This is a genomic window from Nesterenkonia halobia (genome assembly GCF_039536005.1).
In the GTDB taxonomy this organism is placed as follows: domain Bacteria; phylum Actinomycetota; class Actinomycetes; order Actinomycetales; family Micrococcaceae; genus Nesterenkonia; species Nesterenkonia halobia.
The window spans coordinates 309,834-330,276 of sequence record NZ_BAAAYG010000003.1 but is presented as its reverse complement, the minus strand read 5'-3'; the positions used below and the strand labels follow the sequence as shown (position 1 = coordinate 330,276).

Annotated in this window: 17 protein-coding genes; 10 read left to right on the top strand and 7 right to left on the bottom strand. The window is 73.7% G+C overall.

Translation table 11 applies throughout. The features are described 5' to 3' along the window. Positions 1-70: 70 nt before the first annotated feature. Positions 71-1,339, bottom strand: coding sequence for a DUF418 domain-containing protein (locus ABD652_RS04285; protein WP_344718531.1), 1,269 nt, complete (start codon positions 1,337-1,339; stop codon positions 71-73). A gap of 138 nt (positions 1,340-1,477) precedes the next feature. Beyond that, positions 1,478-2,563: an inositol-3-phosphate synthase gene (locus tag ABD652_RS04280; protein ID WP_344718529.1), complete on the bottom strand. Its 1,086-nt coding sequence runs from the start codon at positions 2,561-2,563 to the stop codon at positions 1,478-1,480. Positions 2,564-2,718: 155 nt separating this feature from the next. Here ABD652_RS04280 and ABD652_RS04275 point away from each other — a divergent pair, with 155 nt between their 5' ends. Beyond that, entirely contained in the window at positions 2,719-4,119 is a 1,401-nt protein-coding gene (locus ABD652_RS04275) for a glycosyltransferase family 87 protein (protein ID WP_344718527.1), read from the top strand. Here ABD652_RS04275 and ABD652_RS04270 read toward each other — a convergent pair. The 4 genes from ABD652_RS04270 to ABD652_RS04255 form a co-directional block, all read right to left on the bottom strand. Then, positions 4,083-4,901 (bottom strand): IclR family transcriptional regulator domain-containing protein, encoded by an 819-nt coding sequence (locus ABD652_RS04270; protein WP_344718525.1) that lies wholly within the window; start codon positions 4,899-4,901, stop codon positions 4,083-4,085. The two genes, ABD652_RS04275 and ABD652_RS04270, sit on opposite strands and share 37 nt — an antisense overlap. Before the next feature lie 100 nt (positions 4,902-5,001). After that, a complete protein-coding gene (locus ABD652_RS04265; protein WP_344718523.1) occupies positions 5,002-5,730 on the bottom strand; it encodes a CoA-transferase in 729 nt (242 codons plus the stop codon). Beyond that, positions 5,730-6,398, bottom strand: coding sequence for a 3-oxoacid CoA-transferase subunit A (locus tag ABD652_RS04260; RefSeq protein ID WP_344718521.1), 669 nt, complete (start codon positions 6,396-6,398; stop codon positions 5,730-5,732). The genes ABD652_RS04265 and ABD652_RS04260 overlap by 1 nt, the downstream gene beginning before the upstream one ends. Positions 6,399-6,423: 25 nt before the next feature. After that, a complete protein-coding gene (locus ABD652_RS04255; RefSeq protein ID WP_344718519.1) occupies positions 6,424-7,659 on the bottom strand; it encodes a thiolase family protein in 1,236 nt (411 codons plus the stop codon). 133 nt (positions 7,660-7,792) lie between these two features. Here ABD652_RS04255 and ABD652_RS04250 point away from each other — a divergent pair, with 133 nt between their 5' ends. The 6 genes from ABD652_RS04250 (at position 7,793) to pcaDC (ending at position 14,355) form a co-directional block, all read left to right on the top strand. Beyond that, complete coding sequence (locus ABD652_RS04250) at positions 7,793-8,566, top strand: IclR family transcriptional regulator (RefSeq protein ID WP_344718517.1); 774 nt, start codon at positions 7,793-7,795, stop codon at positions 8,564-8,566. 205 nt (positions 8,567-8,771) lie between these two features. After that, complete coding sequence (locus tag ABD652_RS04245; protein ID WP_344718515.1) at positions 8,772-9,959, top strand: 4-hydroxybenzoate 3-monooxygenase; 1,188 nt, start codon at positions 8,772-8,774, stop codon at positions 9,957-9,959. Positions 9,960-10,024: 65 nt separating this feature from the next. Next, positions 10,025-10,798, top strand: coding sequence for a protocatechuate 3,4-dioxygenase subunit beta (gene pcaH, locus ABD652_RS04240; protein ID WP_344719044.1), 774 nt, complete (start codon positions 10,025-10,027; stop codon positions 10,796-10,798). Continuing rightward, positions 10,798-11,493 (top strand): protocatechuate 3,4-dioxygenase subunit alpha, encoded by a 696-nt coding sequence (gene pcaG, locus ABD652_RS04235; RefSeq protein WP_344718512.1) that lies wholly within the window; start codon positions 10,798-10,800, stop codon positions 11,491-11,493. The genes pcaH and pcaG overlap by 1 nt, the downstream gene beginning before the upstream one ends. A 10-nt stretch (positions 11,494-11,503) precedes the next feature. Next, positions 11,504-13,084: a lyase family protein gene (locus ABD652_RS04230; RefSeq protein ID WP_344718510.1), complete on the top strand. Its 1,581-nt coding sequence runs from the start codon at positions 11,504-11,506 to the stop codon at positions 13,082-13,084. Next, complete coding sequence (gene pcaDC / locus ABD652_RS04225) at positions 13,081-14,355, top strand: bifunctional 3-oxoadipate enol-lactonase/4-carboxymuconolactone decarboxylase PcaDC (protein ID WP_344718508.1); 1,275 nt, start codon at positions 13,081-13,083, stop codon at positions 14,353-14,355. The genes ABD652_RS04230 and pcaDC overlap by 4 nt, the downstream gene beginning before the upstream one ends. A gap of 3 nt (positions 14,356-14,358) precedes the next feature. Here pcaDC and ABD652_RS04220 read toward each other — a convergent pair whose 3' ends face one another. Beyond that, positions 14,359-15,783, bottom strand: a complete 1,425-nt coding sequence (locus ABD652_RS04220; protein WP_344718506.1) for a CCA tRNA nucleotidyltransferase — start codon at positions 15,781-15,783, stop codon at positions 14,359-14,361. Positions 15,784-15,958: 175 nt separating this feature from the next. Here ABD652_RS04220 and ABD652_RS04215 point away from each other — a divergent pair, with 175 nt between their 5' ends. The 3 genes from ABD652_RS04215 (at position 15,959) to ABD652_RS04205 (ending at position 20,354) form a co-directional block, all read left to right on the top strand. After that, on the top strand, positions 15,959-16,504 hold the full coding sequence (locus tag ABD652_RS04215) for an NUDIX hydrolase (protein WP_344718504.1): 546 nt from the start codon (positions 15,959-15,961) through the stop codon (positions 16,502-16,504). Positions 16,505-16,575: 71 nt separating this feature from the next. Continuing rightward, positions 16,576-18,423, top strand: coding sequence for a murein biosynthesis integral membrane protein MurJ (gene murJ, locus ABD652_RS04210; protein WP_344718502.1), 1,848 nt, complete (start codon positions 16,576-16,578; stop codon positions 18,421-18,423). Between the two features lie 47 nt (positions 18,424-18,470). Next, complete coding sequence (locus tag ABD652_RS04205; RefSeq protein ID WP_344718500.1) at positions 18,471-20,354, top strand: hypothetical protein; 1,884 nt, start codon at positions 18,471-18,473, stop codon at positions 20,352-20,354. The last annotated feature ends 89 nt before the right edge of the window (positions 20,355-20,443 follow it).

The following is a 20,443-nucleotide window of genomic DNA, read 5'->3' as shown; positions in this document are numbered from 1 at the left end:
GCGGCCCCGCCGGTCCTCACCCTGCGGGGGGATCTTGTCCGGGACGAGCGACGCCGGCGGGAGCCCGCCGTCATCCTTCCGGCGGAGGGGCGGTCCGGCGCCGGTCGGCGTAGGTGATCGCGCGCAGCGGGGTCTCCAGCGGACCGGTGCGGAACCGACGCATCCACAGCGCCGAGACCAGCAGCTGCCCGCCCCAGAGCCCCAGGACCAGCAGACCGACGACGACGCCGGAGACCTCGCCGGCCAGCCCGAGGCCGAGTCCGGAGAAGAGCAGCGCGAGCACCAGCGACTGGCCCAGGTAGTTGGTCAGCGTCATCCGTCCCGCCGGGGCCAGCGCGGCGATGAGCCGGTCGCCGGGTCGGCTGCGCAGCCCCAGCAGGACCAGGAGCGTCGCGCCGGTCGCCTGGATCGGCCCGGCGACCAGGCTCAGCCCGGAGGCCAGCAGGCTCTCGGCCGGATCCGGCGTCGTCGGCGCCCCGGGGAGGCCGTGGCGCAGCACCGCCGCCGTCGTCGACAGCGCGACCCCGACCAGCAGGCTCGGCAGCAGGATCGCGACCAGCCGCCCGGTCGCCGCCGGGCGTGCGGCCGACCGGTCGAGGATGCGCTCGAGCACCTGGGCGCGGGCCGCGGCGAGGCCGGCGAGGAAGGCGGCGAAGGCCATGATCCCCTGGCCGAGGAGGATCGACGGCGCCAGCGCGGTCCACCGCGCCAGCTGGAAGGCCAGGTACTCGGGCACCGGTCCGGTGTAGGAGGCGACGGCGGCCGCGGCGCCGGGGGACTCCGGCATCGCCGCGGCGAACCCCGGCGTGCCGGCGAGCAGCGTCGCGAGCACCCCGAAGCCGAGGATCACCAGGGAGAAGCCGGCGGCGACGACGACGGCGAGCGCCAGCGCCGTGCGGGCGCGCATCCCGCGCAGCGCCAGCAGCAGCACCCCGAGGATCGCGTAGGTCAGCAGGATGTCGCCGGCGAAGAGCAGGATCCCGTGCAGCACGCCGAGCACCGCGAGCACCAGCATCCGGCGCAGCGTCCGTCCGGTCTCCGAGGCGCCGGCGCGCCGGGCGGCGGCCTGCTGGTGGACGAAGGAGAGTCCGAAGAGGAAGGAGAAGAGCACATAGGACTTCGCCTCGAAGACCACGGTGACGACCAGCTCGACCAGCTGGTCGGCGGTGCTCGCCGCCGGCGTCGTCGGCTCGCCGCCGACCAGCCGGACCGGGTCGGCGAAGAACCAGATGTTCACCGCCAGGATCCCGAGCAGGGCCAGCGCCCGCAGCGCGTCCACGGCGGGCAGGCGGTGCGGCCGGGTCTCGGCCGAGGGGCGAGGCTGCGGGGCCGGACTCATGGCCCCAGCCTAGAGGTGACGCGGGCCCCACCGCCCCCGTTCATCGAGTGGCGGCTCCCCGCGCGATCTGCCCCCGCGACACGGCGTGTCGACGGGGAGATGCCGCGGGGAGCCGCCGCTCGATGCAGGGGGAGCCGCTCAGCGCTCGCGCTCGCCGCGGATGAAGGCCTCCACATGCTCCCGGGCGACGGTGTCGTGCAGCTGCTCCGGCGGAGACTTCATGAAGTAGCTCGACGCCGAGGTCAGCGGCCCGGCGAGGCCGCGGTCCAGACCGATCTTCGCCGCACGGACCGCGTCGATGATCACTCCGGCGGAGTTCGGCGAGTCCCAGACCTCGAGCTTGTACTCCAGCGCCACCGGGGCGTCGCCGAAGGTGCGCCCCTCCAGGCGGACATAGGCCCATTTGCGGTCGTCGAGCCACTGCACGTGGTCCGAGGGCCCGATGTGCACATCCCCGGCGCCGAGCTCGGCGGAGGTGTTGGAGGTGACCGCCTGCGTCTTGGAGGTCTTCTTCGACTCCAGCCGCTCGCGCTCGAGCATGTTCTTGAAGTCCATGTTGCCGCCGACGTTGAGCTGGTGCGTCCGGTCCAGCGTCACCCCGCGGGACTCGAAGAGCGCGGCCAGCTCGCGGTGGGTGATCGTCGCCCCGATCTGCGACTTGATGTCGTCGCCGACGATCGGCAACCCGGCGGCGACGAACTTCTGCGCCCACTCCTCGGTGCTGGCGATGAACACCGGCAGCGCATTGACCACCGCGACGCCGGCGTCGAGGGCGGCCTGGACATAGTGCTCCGTCGCCTCCTGCGAGCCCACCGGCAGGTAGATCACCAGCACGTCCACCTCCGCCTCACGCAGCGCGGCGGCGACGTCGACCGGCTCGGCGGAGGACTCGTCGATGGTCTCGCGGTAGTAGCGGCCCAGCCCGTCGAGGGTGGGGCCGCGCTGGACGGTCACTCCGGCGTGCGGGACCTCGGCGAGCGTCATGGTGTTGTTCTGCGAGGCGTGGATGGCCGCGGAGAGGTCCAGGCCGACCTTCTCCGCGTCGACGTCGAAGGCGGCGACGAACTGCACGTCGGCGATGTGGTGCTCGCCGAACTGCACGTGCATCAGGCCGGGGACGTCGTCGTCGGTGCGGGCCTCGCGGTAGTACTCCACGCCCTGGATCAGGGACGAGGCGCAGTTGCCGACGCCGGCGACGGCGACGCGGACGGGGTTGGGGGACACAGGCGCTCCTCGGTTCGTCGATGGGGACGTGATGTCCGACACTGCCGACGGCGATTCTATTCCCCGGTCCCGCACCTCAGAGCCGCCGCGGCGAAGCACAGATCGCCCGCCGGGCCTGCCCGGCCGTCGGCCGCGCAGCGCCTATCGTGGAGGCGATGGACGCCCCCACCCGCTCCGATCCGCTGATCCGGCAGCTCTCCGACCGCCTCGGCGGGCCGGCCGGCCGCCGACTGGGCGACCCCGGCCGCGGCCGCTTCTGGACGGTCCCGCGGATCCTGGTGGCCATGACGCTGACCAGCATCCTGCTCTCGGTGCTGTCCATGCAGCACTGCCGCGCCCACGGCTGGGGCGGCGACGCGGTCTACCTGGCCGGCTGCTACTCCGACGTCGCCGCGCTCTACTCCCACCGCGGCTTCGACGCCTCAGCCTGGACGCCCTTCCTCGACGGCGGCTCCTTCGAGTACCCGGTGCTCACCGGGCTGGTCGCCTCGCTGGCGGCGGTGCTCACCTCCGGGATCGACGGCACCGTCGGTGCGCTGGCCCCGATGCTCGACTGGTGGGGCGAGCGCGGCTCGCTGCTCTACTGGGACGTCACCTTCCTGGGGCTCGCGGCGACGTGGATCGTGCTGGTGCTGGCGGTGATGGCCGCCGCCGGCCGACGACGCTGGGATGCGGCCATCGTGGCGACCTCGCCGGCGATCATCCTCGGCGCCGGGATCAACTGGGACCTCTGGGCGACGACGGCGATGATCCTGGCGCTGCTCTGCCACCTGCGCGGCCGCGACCTGGCCGCCGGGGCGCTGATCGCCGTCGGTGTCTCCTTCAAGCTCTTCCCGCTGTTCCTGCTGGGCGCGCTGCTGGTGCTGGCGCTGCGCGACGACGGGATCGGGCTGCGCCGCTTCGGACGCACGCTGGCGGCGACGGCGGGGGTCTGGCTGGGGCTGAACATCCCGGCGATGCTGATCAGCTGGGAGAACTGGAGCGAGTTCTTCGTCTTCTCCGCCGAGCGCGGCGTCGGCTACTCCTCGCCCTGGTACGTCTGGCAGCTCATCGCCGAGGCGAACGGCGGCTCGGGGCCCTCGGCCGAGCTGGTCAGCCTCGCGGCCCTGGGGCTGTTCGTCGCCGCCTGCGCCGGGGTGCTGGTGCTGGGCCTCGCCGCGCCGCGCCGACCGCGCGCCGCCCAGCTGATGCTGCTGATCGTCGCGGCCTTCCTGCTGGTCAGCAAGGTCTACTCGCCGCAGTTCATGATCTGGCTGGTGCCGCTGATCGCGCTGGCCGCCCCGCGCTGGCGGGATGCGATCATCTGGCAGGCCCTGGAGGCGGCGCACTTCTGGGCCGTCTGGATGCACCTGGCCGCACTCACCTCCGACTTCGAGACCCGCCACACCATGGACGACGTCGTCTATGTCGCCGCCGTGCTGGGGCACATGGCCGCGACAGTGTGGATCATGGCCGTCGTCGTCCGCGACATGATGCGGCCGGAGCAGGATGCGGTCCGGCCGGAGCAGGAGCCGACGGCTCAGCCCGCGGCCGCGCGGAGGGTCTCCTCGAGCTGATCGGCGGCGCGGCGCAGCGACGGCAGCAGCCGCGCGACGGCCTCCTCGGCGCTGAGATCGCCGTGCGGCGCCCCCGGGGCCGTGCTCATCGAGACGTTCAGCGCCGCGACGACGGCGCCGTCGGCCCCGTGCACCGGCACCGCCAGCGAGCGCAGCCCCGGCTCCAGCTCCTGGTCGACCAGCGCCCAGCCCTGGGCGGCGACCTGCTCGAGCACGGCGCGCAGCTGGTCGGGGTCGGTGAGCGTGCGCTCGGTGAGCGCCTCCAGCGACCGGTCGGCCAGCCGGCTCATCCCCTCCTCGACGCCGATCCCGGCCAGCAGCACCCGGCCCATCGACGTCGCCTGGGCGGGGAAGCGCGAGCCGATGCTGATGCCCACCCGCATGATGCGGCGGGTGTGCACCCGGGCGGTGTAGACGATCTCCGCCCCGTCGAGCACGGAGACCGAGGCCGACTCGTCGACGGCGGCGGAGAGCTCCTCGAGCACCGGCTGCGCCAGCTGGGAGAGGCTGTGTCCGGAGAGGTACGAGTACCCGAGCTGGAGGACGGCGGCGGTGAGCTCGAACTGCCGCCCGTCGCCGCGCACATAGCCCAGCGAGACCAGCGTGTGCAGCAGCCGCCGGGCGGTCGCGCGGGAGAGCCCGGCCCGTGCGGCGACCTCGGTGAGCGTCATCTGCGGATGATCGGCGTCGAAGGTGCGGATCACCGCCAGCCCGCGGGCCAGCGACTGGACGAACTGCCCGGAGGCGGCGGGCGTCGCCTCGGGATCGTCGGCCTCGGCCATGGGGCACTCCTCTCAGACGGTGGGGACCGTCACCGCTCCATCGTAGAGGGGCGCGCGCCGGGATCCCGCACGCCCGCGGCGCGCCCCGTCCGCGGCGCGGTCATCGCTCGCCGCATTCCACGGTCGCCGGCAGCCAGGCGGCGAGCTGCTCGCGGTCGACGCCGTGGACCGAGCGCACCCGCACCGTCGGCGCGCCGTCGTCGGCAGCGCCGTCGCCGCCGGATCGTCCGGGCTCGATGTCGAAGACGGCGTACTCGGTGTAGACCCGGCTCACGCAGCCCAGTCCGGTGGCCGGGTAGCTCAGCGCCTCGACGAGCTTGGCCTGCCCGTCCTTGGTGAACAGCTTCATCATCACCCAGGTCCGCTGCGCGCCGACGGCGAGGTCCATCGCCCCACCGACCGAGGGGATCGCGTCCGGGTCGCCGGTGTGCCAGTTGGCCAGATCCCCGCCGACCGAGACCTGATAGGCGCCGAGCACGCAGACGTCGATATGCCCGCCGCGCATCATCGCGAAGGAGTCGGCATGGTGGAAGTAGCTCACCCCCTCGGCCTCGGTCACCGGGACCTTGCCGGCGTTGACCAGGTCGGGGTCGATCTCGTCGCCGACGGCCTCGTGGCCCATGCCCAGCATGCCGTTCTCCGTGTGCAGCGTGACGTCCTGCTCGGCGGCGAGGTGGTTGGCCACCCTCGTGGGCTGGCCGATGCCCAGGTTCGCCACCGACCCGGGGGCGATGTCGGCGGCGACGACGGCGGCCAGCTGGTCGCGGTCCAGCGGCTCGGCGGTGTCCCCCGCCGGCACCTGTGCGGGATCCTGCTGGTGCGGGTTCATCAGCTCCTCCTGACCTCGACGAGGGTGTCGACATAGATGCCGGGGGTGACCACCGTCTCCGGGTCAATCTGACCGGTCTCGACGATCCGGTCGACTTCGACGATGGTCGTCGACGCCGCCGCGGCCATGATCGGACCGAAGTTGCGGGCGGTCTTGCGGTAGACGAGATTGCCGGCATGGTCGCCGCGATGGGCGGAGACCAGCGCGACGTCGGCGGCGAGCGGGAACTCCAGCACGTGGTCCACCCCGTCGATGACGCGGGTCTCCTTGCCCTCGGCGAGCCGCGTGCCGTAGCCGGTGGGCGTGTAGAAGGCCCCGATGCCGGCGCCGGCGGCGCGGATGCGCTCGGCCAGGTTGCCCTGCGGGGTCAGCTCCAGCTCGACCTCGCCGGCGCGATAGGCCGCGTCGAAGTGCCAGGAGTCCGTCTGCCGCGGGAAGGAGCAGACGACCCGGCGCACGCGGCGCTCCTCGATCATCCGCGCGATGCCGCCGTCGCCGCCGCCGGCGTTGTTGCTGATCACCGTCAGGTCCCGCGCCCCGGAGTCCAGCAGCGCGTCGATCAGCTCGAACGGCTGCCCGGGGATCCCGAAGCCGCTGATCATCACCGTCGCGCCGTCCTCGACGCCGGCCACCGCCTCCGCGGCCGTCTCGGCCAGATGGGCTCTCATCGTCTCTCCTCTCTGCGACGCCGGCTCAGCCGGCGTCGGGGTTCTCCAGCACCACGGCCAGGCCCTGCCCGACCCCGATGCACAGCGTGGCGACCCCGTGGCGGACCCTCTCCTCGCGCATCCGGGCGGCCAGCGTGCCGAGCACGCGCGCTCCGGAGGCGCCCAGCGGATGGCCGAGGGCCAGCGCGCCGCCCCAGGCGTTGACGAGCTCGGGGTCGGCCAGCCCGGCGGCGAGCCACTGCCGGGTGCAGGCCAGCGACTGGGCGGCGAAGGCCTCGTTGAGCTCGACGGCGCCGACGTCGGACCAGCTCAGCCCGGCCCGGCGCAGCGCGATCTCGGCCGCCGGCACCGGGGCCTCGCCGAAGAACTGCGGCTCGACGGCGGCGGCGCCGCGGCCGACGATCCGCGCGACCGGGTCGCGGCCGAGCAGCTCGGCGGCCCGGGCCGAGCCCAGCCAGGCGGCCGCCGCGCCGTCGCTCATCGGCGAGGCGTTGCCGGCGGTGACGGTGGCCTGAGGGTCCTCGCGGCGGAAGACGGTGGACAGCTCGGCCAGCGTCTCGACGCTCGTCTCCGGCCGGATGCTCTGATCCGCGGCGATCGGCGCATCCTTGGACCGCCGGCCGGGCACCGCGACGACCTGCTCGTCATAGCGGCCCTGCTCCCAGGCCGCCGCGGCCAGCCGGTGGGAGCGGGCGGCGAAGGCGTCCTGATCCTGTCGGGTGATCCCGTGCTTCTCGCGCAGCTGCTCAGTGGCCTCGCCGAGCGAGACGGTCCATTCCGCGGGCATCCGCGGGTTGACCAGCCGCCAGCCCAGCGTGGTGCTGGACAGCTGGGCGTCGCCGGCCGGGTAGGGCTTCTCGGTCTTGGGCAGCACCCAGGGGGCGCGGGACATCGACTCGACGCCGCCGACCAGCATCAGATCGGCCTCGCCGAGGTCGATCTGCCGGGAGGCCTGCATCGCCGCGTCCAGCGAGGAGCCGCAGAGCCGGTTGACCGTGGTGCCGGGCACCGAGACGGGCATCCCGGCCAGCAGCGCGGCCATCCGGGCGACGTTGCGGTTCTCCTCGCCGGCGCCGTTGGCGTTGCCCAGGACGACCTCGTCGACGACGCCGGCGTCGGCCGGACCGCCGAGCGTCGGGGCGCGCTCGATCAGCGCGGAGACCAGATGCGCGGCCAGATCGTCGGGCCGACGGCCCGCGAGGTCGCCGCCGATCCGACCGAACGGCGTGCGCACGGCGTCGTAGAGCCAGGTCTCGGGCATGCGATCCCCTCCTTCGGAGCGTCCGCCCGACGAAGCGTCGGGGAGTTCGTTTTGCGCACATGCGTACGTAAAACGAACATTACGGGTGACGAGGCCCACTCGGCAACCCGTCGGGCCCCGATACAGTCGCCCCATGGCCAACTCCCCCTCCGGCGACGCCGTCGTCGACCGCCTGGTGCGGGTGCTCGAGACCTTCGACAGCCGGCATGCCCGGCTCAGCGTCGGCGCGATGGCCCGGCGCGCGGGCCTGCCGCGGAGCTCCGCCTATCGCCTGGTGGGCCAGCTGGTGGAGCACGGGCTGCTCAGCCAGCACGACGACGGACGGGTCTCGCTGGGACTGCGGCTGTGGGAGCTCACCGCCCGCGCCTCCTCGGCCGCGGACCTCAGCCGGATCGCCCAGCCGTACCTCGAGGACGTCAACCAGGTCATCCGGCAGCACACCCAGCTGGGGATCCTCCACGAGGACGAGGTGCTCGTGCTGGAGCGCCTCTCGCGGCCGGAGGCGGCGATCAATCAGGCGCATGTCGGCGAGCGCCTGCCGCTCCACCGCACCAGCCTGGGCATGGTGCTGCTGGCCCACGCCGCCGACTCGGTGCGCGAGGACCTGCTGGAACGCCGGGCCGCGGAGATCGCCGCCCACCACCGCGACATCCGCCGCGAGCTCGCCCATATCCGCCAGCACGGCTGCGCGACCTTCGACGGCTTCATCGACCCGGAGACCACCGGTGCGGCCGCCCCGATCCTGGACTCGCGCGGCCGCGCGATCGCCGCCGTGGGGATCGTGGTCCCGCGGGGCTCCGAGGTGCTGCCTTCGGCTCTGATGGCCCTGCGCACCGCCGCCCGCGGCATCTCCCGCGCCCTCGCGGCCAGCTCCCTCGACCCCGACGCCCTGGACGCCCGCGGCTGAACTGCACGGCGGGGAGCGCCGCCGGACCGCACCGCTGAGCCGCACCGCCGCGCCGCCGCCGGCATCCGCCACCTCGACGATCTCGTTCAACGAGATGCGGTTCGCCGCCGCTGTGCTCCGCACCACACACTGATCGGGGCCGGACGCCTCGCCGACCGGCCCCGACCGCCCCGACCGCCCGGCTCCGCCTCAGGAGGTGCTCCCCGTGCCCGCCGCATCCGCCGAGACCACCCAGGTCGCCGTCGTCGGCGGCGGCCCCGCCGGGCTGATGCTCTCGCATCTGCTGGCCCGCGCCGGCGTGGAGTCCATCGTCCTCGAAGCCCGCACGCATGAGGAGATCCGCACCACCCATCGCGCCGGCATCCTGGAGGACCAGGCGGTGCGGCTGCTCACCGAGACCGGCGTGGACTCCCGGGTGCGCAGCCTCGGCGACGAGCATGCCGGCATCGACCTGCGCTTCGCCGGAGAGTCCCACCCGCTGGACTTCCGCGAGCTGGTCGGTGCGACGGTCACCCTCTACCCGCAGAACGAGGTCTTCGTGGACCTGGCCGCGGCCCGCGCCCGCGACGGCGGCGACGTGCGCTTCGGCTGGACGGTCACCGCCCTGGCCGATCTCGAGACTGAGCGCCCCCGGCTGACCTGCACCGACGCCGAGGGCGCCGAGCACGAGATCGTCGCCGACGTCATCGTCGGCGCCGACGGCTCGCGCAGCCTCTGCCGGCGTGCGGTCGACGGCGCCCAGGACTACCGCACCAGCTACCCCTTCGCCTGGTTCGGCATCCTCGCCGAGGCGGAGAAGAGCGCGGCGGAGCTGATCTACACCAACTCCCCGCACGGCTTCGCGCTGATCTCCCAGCGCTCGGAGACCGTGCAGCGGATGTACTTCCAGTGCGACCCGGAGGAGGACGTCGCCGACTGGAGCGAAGACCGCATCTGGGCGGAGCTGCAGCGCCGGGTGGCCGGCGCGGACGGCTTCGAACTGGCCACCGGGCCGATCCTGGAGAAGACGGTGCTGCCCTTCCGCTCCTTCGTGCGCGAGCCGCTGCGCCATGGCCGACTGCTGCTCGCCGGCGACGCCGGCCACACCGTCCCGCCCACCGGGGCGAAGGGGCTGAACCTGGCGCTGGCCGACGTCGCGCTGCTCGGCGAGGCGCTGGCCGCCTGGTACGTCGACGGCGACGCCCGCCCGGTCGACGCGTACTCCGACCAGGCGCTGCGCCGCATCTGGCGTGCCCAGCACTTCTCCTCCTGGATGACCGCGATGCTGCACACGCCGCCCGACGCCGACCCGTTCAGCATCCGCCGGGCGCTCGGCGAGCTGGAGACGCTGACCAGCTCCCCGGGCGGGATGCAGCACCTGGCCGAGTGCTACACCGGCTGGCCGAACACCTGACCGCCCCGCCCCGAGAGGAGTCCCCTGTGGACGTGCAGCCCCCGCCCCTGGATCCGGCCGCGACGATGGAGTCGCAGCAGACGCTGTCGGCCGAGATCGCCGCCATCCATCAGCAGCACCGCGACGCCGTCGCAGCCGGCGAGACCCCGGAGACGCAGCCGCGGCGGAACTTCCCGCCCTACCGCTCCTCGCTGCTGCGCCATCCGACCAAGAGCCTGCACCACGCCGATCCGGAGACCATCGAACTGGTCAGCCCGGCCTTCGGCGAGCGCGACGTGCATCCGCTGGAGGCCGACCTGACCATCCAGCACGACGGCGAGCCGATCGGCGAGCGCATCGTCGTCGCCGGCCGGGTGCTCGACGGCGACGGCCGTCCGGTGCGCAACCAGCTCGTCGAGGTCTGGCAGGCCAACGCCGCCGGCCGCTACGTGCACAAGCGCGACCAGCATCCCGCGCCGATCGACCCGAACTTCACCGGCGTCGGCCGGGTGATCACCGGCGACGACGGCGAGTATCGGTTCACCACGATCAAGCCCGCGCCGTACCCGTGGAAGAACCACCACAATGCCTGGCGCCCGGCGCACATCCATTTCTCGATGTTCGGCACGGAGTTCACCCAGCGGATCGTCACCCAGATGTATTTCCCCGGCGACCCGCTCTTCGACCTGGACCCCATCTACCAGTCGATCACCGACCAGCGCGCCCGCGACCGGCTGGTCGCGGTCTACGACCACTCGCTGACCAGCCACGAATGGGCCACCGGCTACCGCTGGGACATCGTGCTCACCGGCGGCGACCGCACCTGGACCGAGGACGACGCCGAGGCGGAGGAGCACTGATGAGCAGCCACCACGAGAGCACCCGCGCCGCCGACGACCAGCTGGTGCCCACCCCGGGCCAGACTGTGGGCCCGTTCTTCGGCTACGCGCTGCCCTACGCGCAGGACGGCGAGCTGCTGGCCCCCGGCCATCCCCGCTCGATCCGGCTCTACGGCACCGTCACCGACGGCGCCGGGCAGACGCTGCCGGACGCGATGATCGAGATCTGGCAGCCCGACGAGCACGGGAGGGTCCCCCGCGAGACCGGCTCGCTGGTCCGCGACGGCTACACGTTCACCGGCTTCGGCCGCACCGGCGTCGACGACGCCGGCCGCTACACCTTCACCACCGTCGACCCCGGGGCCACCGAGCCGGGGAAGGCGCCGTTCATCGCCGTCGCCGTCTTCGCCCGCGGACTGATGAACCACCTGCACACCCGCGTCTATCTGCCCGAGGACGCCGCGGCGCTGGCCGCCGATCCGCTGCTCGCCTCGCTGGAGCCGGACCGGCGGGAGACGCTGATCGGCGTCCGCGAGTCCGACGGCGCGCTGCGCTTCGACATCCGGCTGCAGGGCGAGGGCGAGACGGTGTTCCTCGCGTTCCCGCACCATCATGATCCCGACGACGCCGCCTCGCCCGGCCAGAGCCCGCACGGACGCGCGGGGACCGGCGGCGCGGGCGACGCCGGCGATGTCGGCGACGCCGGAGCTCAGTAGGCTGGCCGGCATGAGCACCTCGCACGCCTCCGTCTCCGGCACCGGCACCGGCACCGGCACCGGAACGCCCGACGTCGGCCTGCTGCGTCCGGCCTCGGCCGGCTCCCCGGCGGCGGCGCAGGCGGGCGACGCCGCCGTGCTGCAGGCCATGCTCGACGTCGAGGCCGCCTGGGCGCAGGTGCTCGGCGAGCAGGGCGTCATCGACCCCGCCGACGCCGCGGCAGTGGCCCGGCGCGCCCGGGCCGAGGACTTCGACCTCGCCGGCCTGGCCGCAGCCTCCCGCAGCGGCGGCAACCCGGTCATCCCGCTGCTGGCCGAGCTGCGCGCCCGGCTGCGCGCCGACGGGGCCTCCCGGGCCGCGGAGACGCTGCATCTGGCCGCGACCAGCCAGGACGTGCTGGACACGGCGCTGCTGCTGGTCGCCCGGCGCACGACGGCGGCGCTGCGGACGGATCTGCACCGCGCCGCGGCCGCGCTGGACGAGCTCGCCGGCGCCCATCGCGACACCCTCTGCGTGGCCCGCTCGCTGACCCAGCACGCGCTGCCGACGGTCTTCGGGCTGCGCGCCGCCCAGTGGCTGCGCAGCCTGGCCGAGACGGCCGAGGCGCTCGACGCCGTCACCGCCGAGCTGCCGCTGCAGTGGGGCGGGGCGGCGGGCACCCAGGCGGCGCTGACCGACCGGCTGGCCGGGGCCGCTCCGGCGACCGCGCCGGCGACCGGCGTCGCCGTCGAGGACCTCGTCGACGCGCTGGCCGAGCGGCTGGGGCTGCGCGCGCCGTCGGCCCCCTGGCACACCGCCCGGGCGCCGATCACCCGACTGGGCTCGGCGCTGGCCGAGGTCACCGCGGCGACCGGGACGATGGCCGCCGACGTGCTGCAGCTGGCCCGGCCGGAGATCGCCGAGGTCCGCGAGCCCGCGGGCGCCGGGCGCGGCGGCTCCTCGGCGATGCCGCAGAAGCGCAATCCGGTGCTCTCGGTGCTGCTGCGCGAGACCGCCCTGGAGGCGCCGCACCATCTGGCCCGCCTGGTCTCCGCGGCCGGGGCGGCCGTCGACGAGCGGCCCGACGGCGCCTGGCACGCCGAGTGGACTGCGCTGCAGCAGCTGCTGCAGGCGACGGCCGGCGCCGCCGCCCAGGTCGCCGAGCTGGCCGAGGGGATGACCGTCGACGCCGCGGCGATGCGGGCGAACGTCGCGCTCACCGGCGAGGGCCTGCTCGGCGAGCGCCTCGTCCCCGCTCTGGCGGAGCTGCTCGACGGCGGCCGCGAGGAGGCGAGCGCGCTGATCCGCGAGTCCGCGGGCGCCGACGACGCCGACAGTGCCCACGGCGCTCTGCGGGACCTGGTCCGCCGGCGGGCCTCCGCCGACCGGCTCGAGCAGGCGGGGCTCGACGCCGCCGGGCTCGACACGCTGCTGGACCGCCTGCTGGACCCTGCCGACTACCTCGGCCGCGCGCCGGAGATGGTCGACCGCCTGCGCGCCGAGGCCGCCCAGCGCCTGCGCGGTGCAGCCCCCGCTGCGACCCCGACTGCGGCCCCCGACGCGGCCCCTGATTCCGTCCCCGGTTCCGACCGCCCCCAGGAGGACCTGTGAGCATCCCCGAGCTGACCCCCACGCTGCTGACCGCCCCGCAGGACGCCGCCGACGCGCCGGGATCCGCGGCGCCCCGGCCGACGCTGATCGTCGGCCCTTCGCTGGGGACCGGCGTGCGCGAGCTGTGGGAGCCGACGGTGCCGCATCTGCGCGGGCATGTGCAGGTCATCGGCTGGGATCTGCCCGGCCATGGAGTCGGCGCCCCGGCCGCGGAGAGCTTCAGCGTCACCGAGCTCGCCGCGGCGGTGGCCACGATGATCGAGCGGCTGTGCTCCCGCGGCGTCGTCGACCGGTCCGCCGGACTCGCCGTCGCCGGCGTCTCGCTGGGCGGCGCGGTGACCCTGCAGCTGGGCGCGGACCGGCCGGGCCTGGCCGACGCGCTGGCGATGTTCTGCTCGGCGGCCCGGCTCGGCACCGCCGAGTCCTGGCACGAGCGCGCCGAGCTGGTCGAGCGGGCCGGCACTCCGACGATGGTCGCCGGTTCGACCGAACGCTGGTTCGCCCCCGGATTCCTCGCCGCCCAGCCGCGGATCGCGACGAACCTGCTGCACAGCCTGCAGCACGCCGACCGGCACAGCTATGCCCACGCCTGCCTCGCGCTGGCCGACTTCGACCTGCGCGAGCGGCTGGGCGAGATCAGCGATCCGCTGCTGGCGGTGGCCGGCGCCCACGACGCGGTCACCCCGCCCGCCGACGCCGAGGCTGTCGCAGCAGGTGCCGCGCAGGGGCGCAGCGTCGTCGTCGACGGTGCCGCGCATCTGGTGCCCGCCGAGGCGCCGGAGGAGACCGCGCGGCTGCTCCGGGAGCTGCTCGCCCCGTTCCTCGCCGCCGGGGAGGCCCCCTCCGGCGGGACGTCCGGCGCGGCGTCCGGCGGAGCCGCCGCCGAGCGCCTCCCCGGCGACCCCTACGACGCCGGCATGCGGGTGCGCCGCGAGGTGCTCTCCGACGCGCATGTCGACCGCGCGCAGGCCCGGACCACCGACTTCACCGCCGACTTCCAGGAGCTGATCACCCGCTACGCCTGGGGGAGCATCTGGACGCGGGACGGGCTGCCGCGGACCACCCGCAGCGCGATCACGCTCACCGCGCTGATCGCCGGCGGCTATTGGGAGGAGCTGGAGATGCACGTCCGCGCGGCCCGCCGCAACGGGATGACCGTCGCGGAGGTCAAGGAGGTCTTCCTGCAGGCGGCGATCTACTGCGGCGTGCCGGCGGCCAACACGGCCTTCAGCATCGGACAGCGGGTGCTGGACGAGGACGACGCCGGCTGAGGCTCACTCCTGCTCGGCCCACCAGTCGCGCAGCAGCCGCTCGGCCTCGTCCTGCGCGATCGGGCCGTGGTCCATCCGGTGCTCCAGCAGGAAGCGGTAGGCCTTCCCCACGTCCGGGCCCGGGGAGATCCCGAGGATCTCCATGATCTGCTCGCCGTCCAGATGCGGGCGGATCCGGGCCAGCTCCTCCTGCTCGGCGAGTTCCGCGATGCGCTGCTCGAGGTCGTCGTAGGCTCGGTCCAGCCGTGCGGCCTTCTTCCGGTTGCGGGTGGTCACGTCCGAGCGGGTCAGTCGGTGCAGCCGCTCGAGCTGGTCGCCGGCGTCGGTGACGTAGCGCCGCACCGCCGAGTCGCTCCAGCCGGCGTCGCCGTAGCCGTAGAAGCGCATGTGCAGCTCCACCAGCCGGCCGACGGCCTTGATGGAGTCTTTGTCGAAGCGCAGCTCCTGCATCCGCTTGCGCGTCATCTTCGCCCCGACGACGTCGTGGTGGCGGAAGCTCACCGCCCCGCCGGGCTCGAAGCGCCGGGTCCGCGGCTTGCCGACGTCGTGCATCAGCGCGGCGAAGCGCAGGACGAAGTCCGGCCCCGGCACCGGGCCCTCGGCGTCGGTCTCCAGGTCGACGGCCTGCTCGAGCACCTGCAGCGAGTGCTGGTAGACGTCCTTGTGCCGGTGGTGCTCGTCGCCGGCCAGCCGCAGCGCCGGGATCTCGGGCAGGACGACGTCGGCCAGCCCGGTCTCCACCATCAGGTCCACGCCCTGCCGCGGATGTGCCCCGGTGATCAGCTTGACCAGCTCCTCGCGGACGCGCTCGGCGGAGACGATCTCCAGCCGGTCGGCCATCGCGGTCATCGCCTCGCGGACCTCGACGGCGACGTCCAGGCCCAGCTGGGAGGCGAAGCGGGCCGCGCGCATCATCCGCAGCGGGTCGTCGGAGAAGGAGGCCTCCGGCGTGCCGGGAGTGCGCAGGTGCTTCGCCACCAGGTCGCGCACCCCGCCGTGCGGGTCGACCAGCTCGAAGCTCGGCAGCTGCAGCGCCATCGCGTTGACGGTGAAGTCGCGGCGGACCAGGTCGTCCTCCAGCCGGGAGCCGAAGCTGACCTGCGGCTTGCGGGAGTCCGGGTCGTAGGCCTCGGCGCGGTAGGTGGTCACCTCGAGGATGTCGTCGCCCTTGCGGATCCCGATGGTGCCGAAGTCGCGGCCGATGTCCCAGTGGGCGTCGGCGAAGCCGGAGACCGCGGCGATGATCTGGTCCGGGTCGGCGTCGGTGGTGAAGTCCAGGTCCGGCGAGCTGCGCCCCAGGAAGAGGTCGCGGACCGGCCCGCCGACCAGCGAGAGCTCGTGGCCGTGGGCGGCGAACTGTTCTCCGAGCGCGACGACGACGTCCGGCACCCAGGCGCCGTCGGGGAATCCAGCGGGAAGATAAGGCATGACGTCAGACAGTTTCGCACAGCCGCTCCGCGCAGCCTCTGGAACGCTCCGACGCCGGCGGCGACGGCCTCCTCGACGCCGCGATGTCGGCGGGTCGCCCACCAGCGCGCCGGTCGGCGCGGACCGCGGCGACGTCGACGCGGGTCCACGATCTGCGAGCGCTAGAGTGGTGTTCATGACAGGAACCGGAGCCGGCGGCGAACGCTGCACCCCGCTGACGGCGTCAGTGGGCGCGCGACGCGTGTCGGCGAACCGGTCCGGACGCCACGTCGGAGGCCTGCCGACGGTGGAGGAGGTCAGCGCCGGCGGCGTGGTGATCCGCCCGGCCGTCTCCGGCTTCGAGGTCGCGATCATCGCCCGCTACAACCGCGGCGGCCGGCTCGAGTGGTGCCTGCCCAAGGGCCACCCCGAGGGTCCCGAGGACCACGCCTCCGCGGCGGTGCGCGAGGTCGAGGAGGAGACCGGGATCTCGGGCAGCGTGCTCACGTCGCTGGGCAGCATCGAGTACTGGTTCACCGTGCCGACCCACCGGGTGCACAAGACGGTCCACCACTTCCTGCTGGAGGCCGTCGGCGGGGAGCTGACCACGGAGAACGACCCGGACCACGAGGCCGTCGACGTCGCCTGGGTCGCCCTGGACCAGCTCGAGCGCCGGCTGTCCTTCCCGAACGAGCGGCGCATCGTCACCACCGCCCGGCAGGTCATCGACGACACGCTCTGACCGGCGGCGAGAGCGGCCGCCGCGCGCCCCGTCGAGCCGTCGCACCGGCTGAGGCGCTATAGTCACAGCCGATGCAGTCGACTTCCCCCCGCGACGCCGCCCGGCCCTCCTCCGGAGACGACTCCGGCGCGTCCCGCACCGCAGAATCCCCCGCAGAACCGCGCGCCGAGGCCGCCGCGGAGACGACCGGCGAGACGACGGGCGAGACGCCCGCCGCCGACTCCCACGTCCCTGCCGGCGGCATGGCCCGGGCCAGCACCCTGATGGCCTCCGGGACGCTGATCTCGCGGCTGCTGGGCTTCGTGCGCACCATGCTGCTCGCCGTCGCCCTGGGCGGCACCGCCCTGGTGGCCGACGTCTTCGAGAAGGCCAACACGGTCCCGAACGTCATCTACATGCTGCTGGCCGGCGGCATGTTCAACGTCGTGCTGGTCCCGCAGCTGATCAAGGCGGCGAAACGGTCCGACGGCGGCGCCGACTACACCGCGCGGCTGCTCAGCCTGGCGACGCTCGTGCTGGGCGCGGCCACGCTGCTGATCACCGCGCTGGCCTATCCGCTGATGACCGCGCTGACCAAGGACTGGTCCGAGCCGATGCTCGCGCTGGGCACGTCCTTCGCCGTCTGGACGCTGCCGCAGGTCTTCTTCTACGGCCTCTACGCGGTGATCGGCCAGGTCCTCAACGCCAACGCCAAATTCGGCTGGTACATGTGGGCGCCGGTGCTGAACAACCTCATCGCCATCGCGGTGATCGGCTCCTACATCGCGATGTTCAGCGCCTACGCCGCCGGCGGCGACCAGCTGGCCGAGTGGACCACCGCCCAGACCGTCTGGCTGGGCGCGGGCCACACGATCGGCATCATCGCCCAGGCACTGATCCTGCTGTGGCCGCTGCGCACGCTGGGGATCCCGCTGCGGCCGCGCTTCGGCTGGCGGGGGCTGGGGCTGCGCGCCACCGGGCAGATCGCGGCCTGGACGCTGGTGACCATGCTGATCTCCAACATCGGCAATCTGCTCTACATGCGGCTGATCTCCGGGGCGACGGCGAGCCGGCAGGACGCCGGCGGGGATCCGTCCATCCCCGGCGAGTACGCCGCCAACGCCGCCCAGCTCATCGCCGTGCTGCCGCACTCGGTCTTCGTGCTCTCCATGGCCACCGTGCTGTTCAACCAGCTGGCCCGCTCGATGGACCTCGGCCGGCTGGGCGAGGTCCGCGACATCATCAACCGCGGGCTGCGGATGTTCGCGCTGCCGGTGATGTTCTGCATGATCGCCATCCTGGTGCTCGCCGGGCCGCTGGGCCGGCTCTTCGGCGGCTCCTCGAGCGCCTCGGTGCTCTCCGGCGCGGCGATCGCCCAGCTGCTGGTGCTGCTGGCGCTGGGCATGCCCTTCCGCTCGGCGAACTTCTACCTGATGCGCGTCTTCTACTCCGCCGAGGACGCGCGCACGCCGATGCTGGTGCAGACGATCATCGTCGGTCTGGGACTGACCATCTCGCACAGCCTGGCCGCAGTGCTGCCGAACACCGCGCTGCCGTTCATCGTGGTGGGCATGTTCTCCGCGCTGCACGTGGTCCAGTATGTGATCTGCCATGTGCGCGTCGTCCGCCGCTGGGGGTCCTTCGACGTCGGCTCGGTGGTGGCCTCCTACGCCCGGGCCGGCTGGGCCGCGGCGGGCGCCGGCGTCGTCGGCGTCGCGGTGCTCTGGCTGCTGGGGGGCTACCGCACCGGTGCGGACCTCGGCTTCGCCTGGGAGTCCATCGGCACCGCGGTGATCACCTGCGCAGCGGTCGGCGCGGCGATGGCCGCGGCCTTCGTGGTGCTGCTGCGGGTGATGCGCGTGCCGGAGTTCGGCGACCTCGTCGAGACGCTCTCCCGGCGTCTCCCCGCGCTGAGGAGGTTGGCGCCTCCGGTCCGGTAAGGTGGCCGAGCAGAGGGCAGATCGACCGGCGATACTCAGGAGGACCCGTGGCCCAGCCGTTCGGCGTCGGCGATGTGGTGAGCGGACGCTACCGCATCACCCATCATGTGGTGACCTCTGCGGACCAGGACATCGTCTTCCAGGCCGTCGATCAGGTGCTCAACCGCGATGTGAGCGTGCTGCTGGCCTCGCCGGCCAACGCCAAGCAGGTCGCGATCTCGGCGCGCGAGCTGGCCACAGGGGACCGGACGTCCGAGGTGCAGGTGCTCGACCTCGGCCTCTCGGCGGACCGCACCTACCTGATCTCGACGCTGACCCACCCCAACGACCTCCTCGATCTGGTCGTCCCCGACGCCGCGCCGTATGTGGAGCCGTTCTTCACCGATTCGCTGGGCCAGGAGCTCTTCGGCCAGTCCCGGGTGATGGAGCCGGAGACCTACGCCGACGACGAGGAGTACTACGCCGAGCTGCAGGACCACCTCGCCGAGTCCGACGACGTCCCGGAGGAGGAGGCCGAGGACGCCGGCACCCGCTTCCGCCGGGGCCGTCCGGCCTTCCTCTCCCGTGTATCCGACAGCATCAATCGACGCTTGAGAACTGACCGCGATGCCGATCGGCGCGTCGCCGGCGACGCGCAGGACGCGGCCGCGGCGGGAGCGCTGGCGGGCACCTCCGGCGGCGCGCTGGACGACCTCGAGGTGGTCGACTCCCGCGCCGAGGCCGACACGGAGGAGACCTTCACCGCCGAGGCCGCGGCGCCCGCAGGCCGGACGGAGTCGAGCGCCCCGGCCTCCGACGCCGGTTCTCCCGACGCCGGGACCACGACCGCTTCCGCGGCCTTCGTGGGCGGTGCCGCTGCTGGCGCTGGCGCCGCTGCTGGCGCCGGGGCCAGTGCCGACGACGGCGGCCGTGCCGCCGGCGCTGCCGCCGAAGTCGACGCCCTGGAGCAGCAGGCCAGGGACGAGGAGGTCGTCGACGATCCGCCGGCTGCGCCGTCGACGCCTCCGCCGGCCGATATGCAGGCGGTCCCCGCGGCCGCGCAGGTCGAGCAGGATCGCCCAAGCTTCACCGGCCTCATCAGGCCGGTCGGCCGCGAGGAGGACGCGCGGGACGAGCCGGCCGCGGCCGGTGTCTCGGGCGCCGCCGCGACCGCCGGCGGATCGGCCGGAGCCGACGCGGAGGCCGAGGAGCCTGAGCCGTCCGAGGAACCTGAGGAGTCCGAACGCTCCGGCGGGGCCGGGCGCTGGCTGGCGCTGGCGGCTCTGGTCGCCCTCGTCCTCGTCGGCGCCGTCGTCGCCTTCCTGCAGCTGCGCGGCGCCGAGGGGCCGGAGACCCAGGCCGGTGCGGACTCCTCCGCCGAGGAGTCGACGGAGGGGGCCGGCGACGCCTCGCCGTCGGATCAGTCCTCCGAGTCCGCGACGGAGTCGCCGTCGGGCTCCTCCTCGCCCAGCGAGACCGCTCAGGCCGAGCCGCTGGCGCTCAGCGGCGTGACCCGCGAGGTGCCGGACAGCCCGGGCCTGAACTCCGAGACCGACGGCGAGCTGCCGAACCTGATCGACGACGATCCCTCCAGCACCTGGACCACCTTCAACTACGGCTCCGCCGCATTCGGCGGCTTCGCCTCCCAGCTGGACCTGGTGGTGGAGCTGGAGGAGAGCGCGGAGGTCACTGCCGTGACGCTGACCCAGCAGACCGACACCGACGGCGGCTCCTTCGAGGTGCTCGTCGGCGACTCCGCCTCCGGCGAGGGGGCGACGAGCGTGGGCTCCGGCACCTGGAACTGGAACGACACCACGATCGAGCTCGAGGAGCCCGCCGAGGGGCAGTACGTCATCATCCGCACCACGGAGCTGCCGCTGCAGACCAGCCCCAGCAACCCGGACCTGCCGTACTCGCTGGCGGTCGGCGACATCGAGGTCGACGGCCGCTGACCTCCGGCACGACGCCGGACATCGGCTCCGGGCGCCGCACACCGGCGTCGGCGCGCCTGCCGACGCCCCGCACGCTCCCGTCTCCCCTC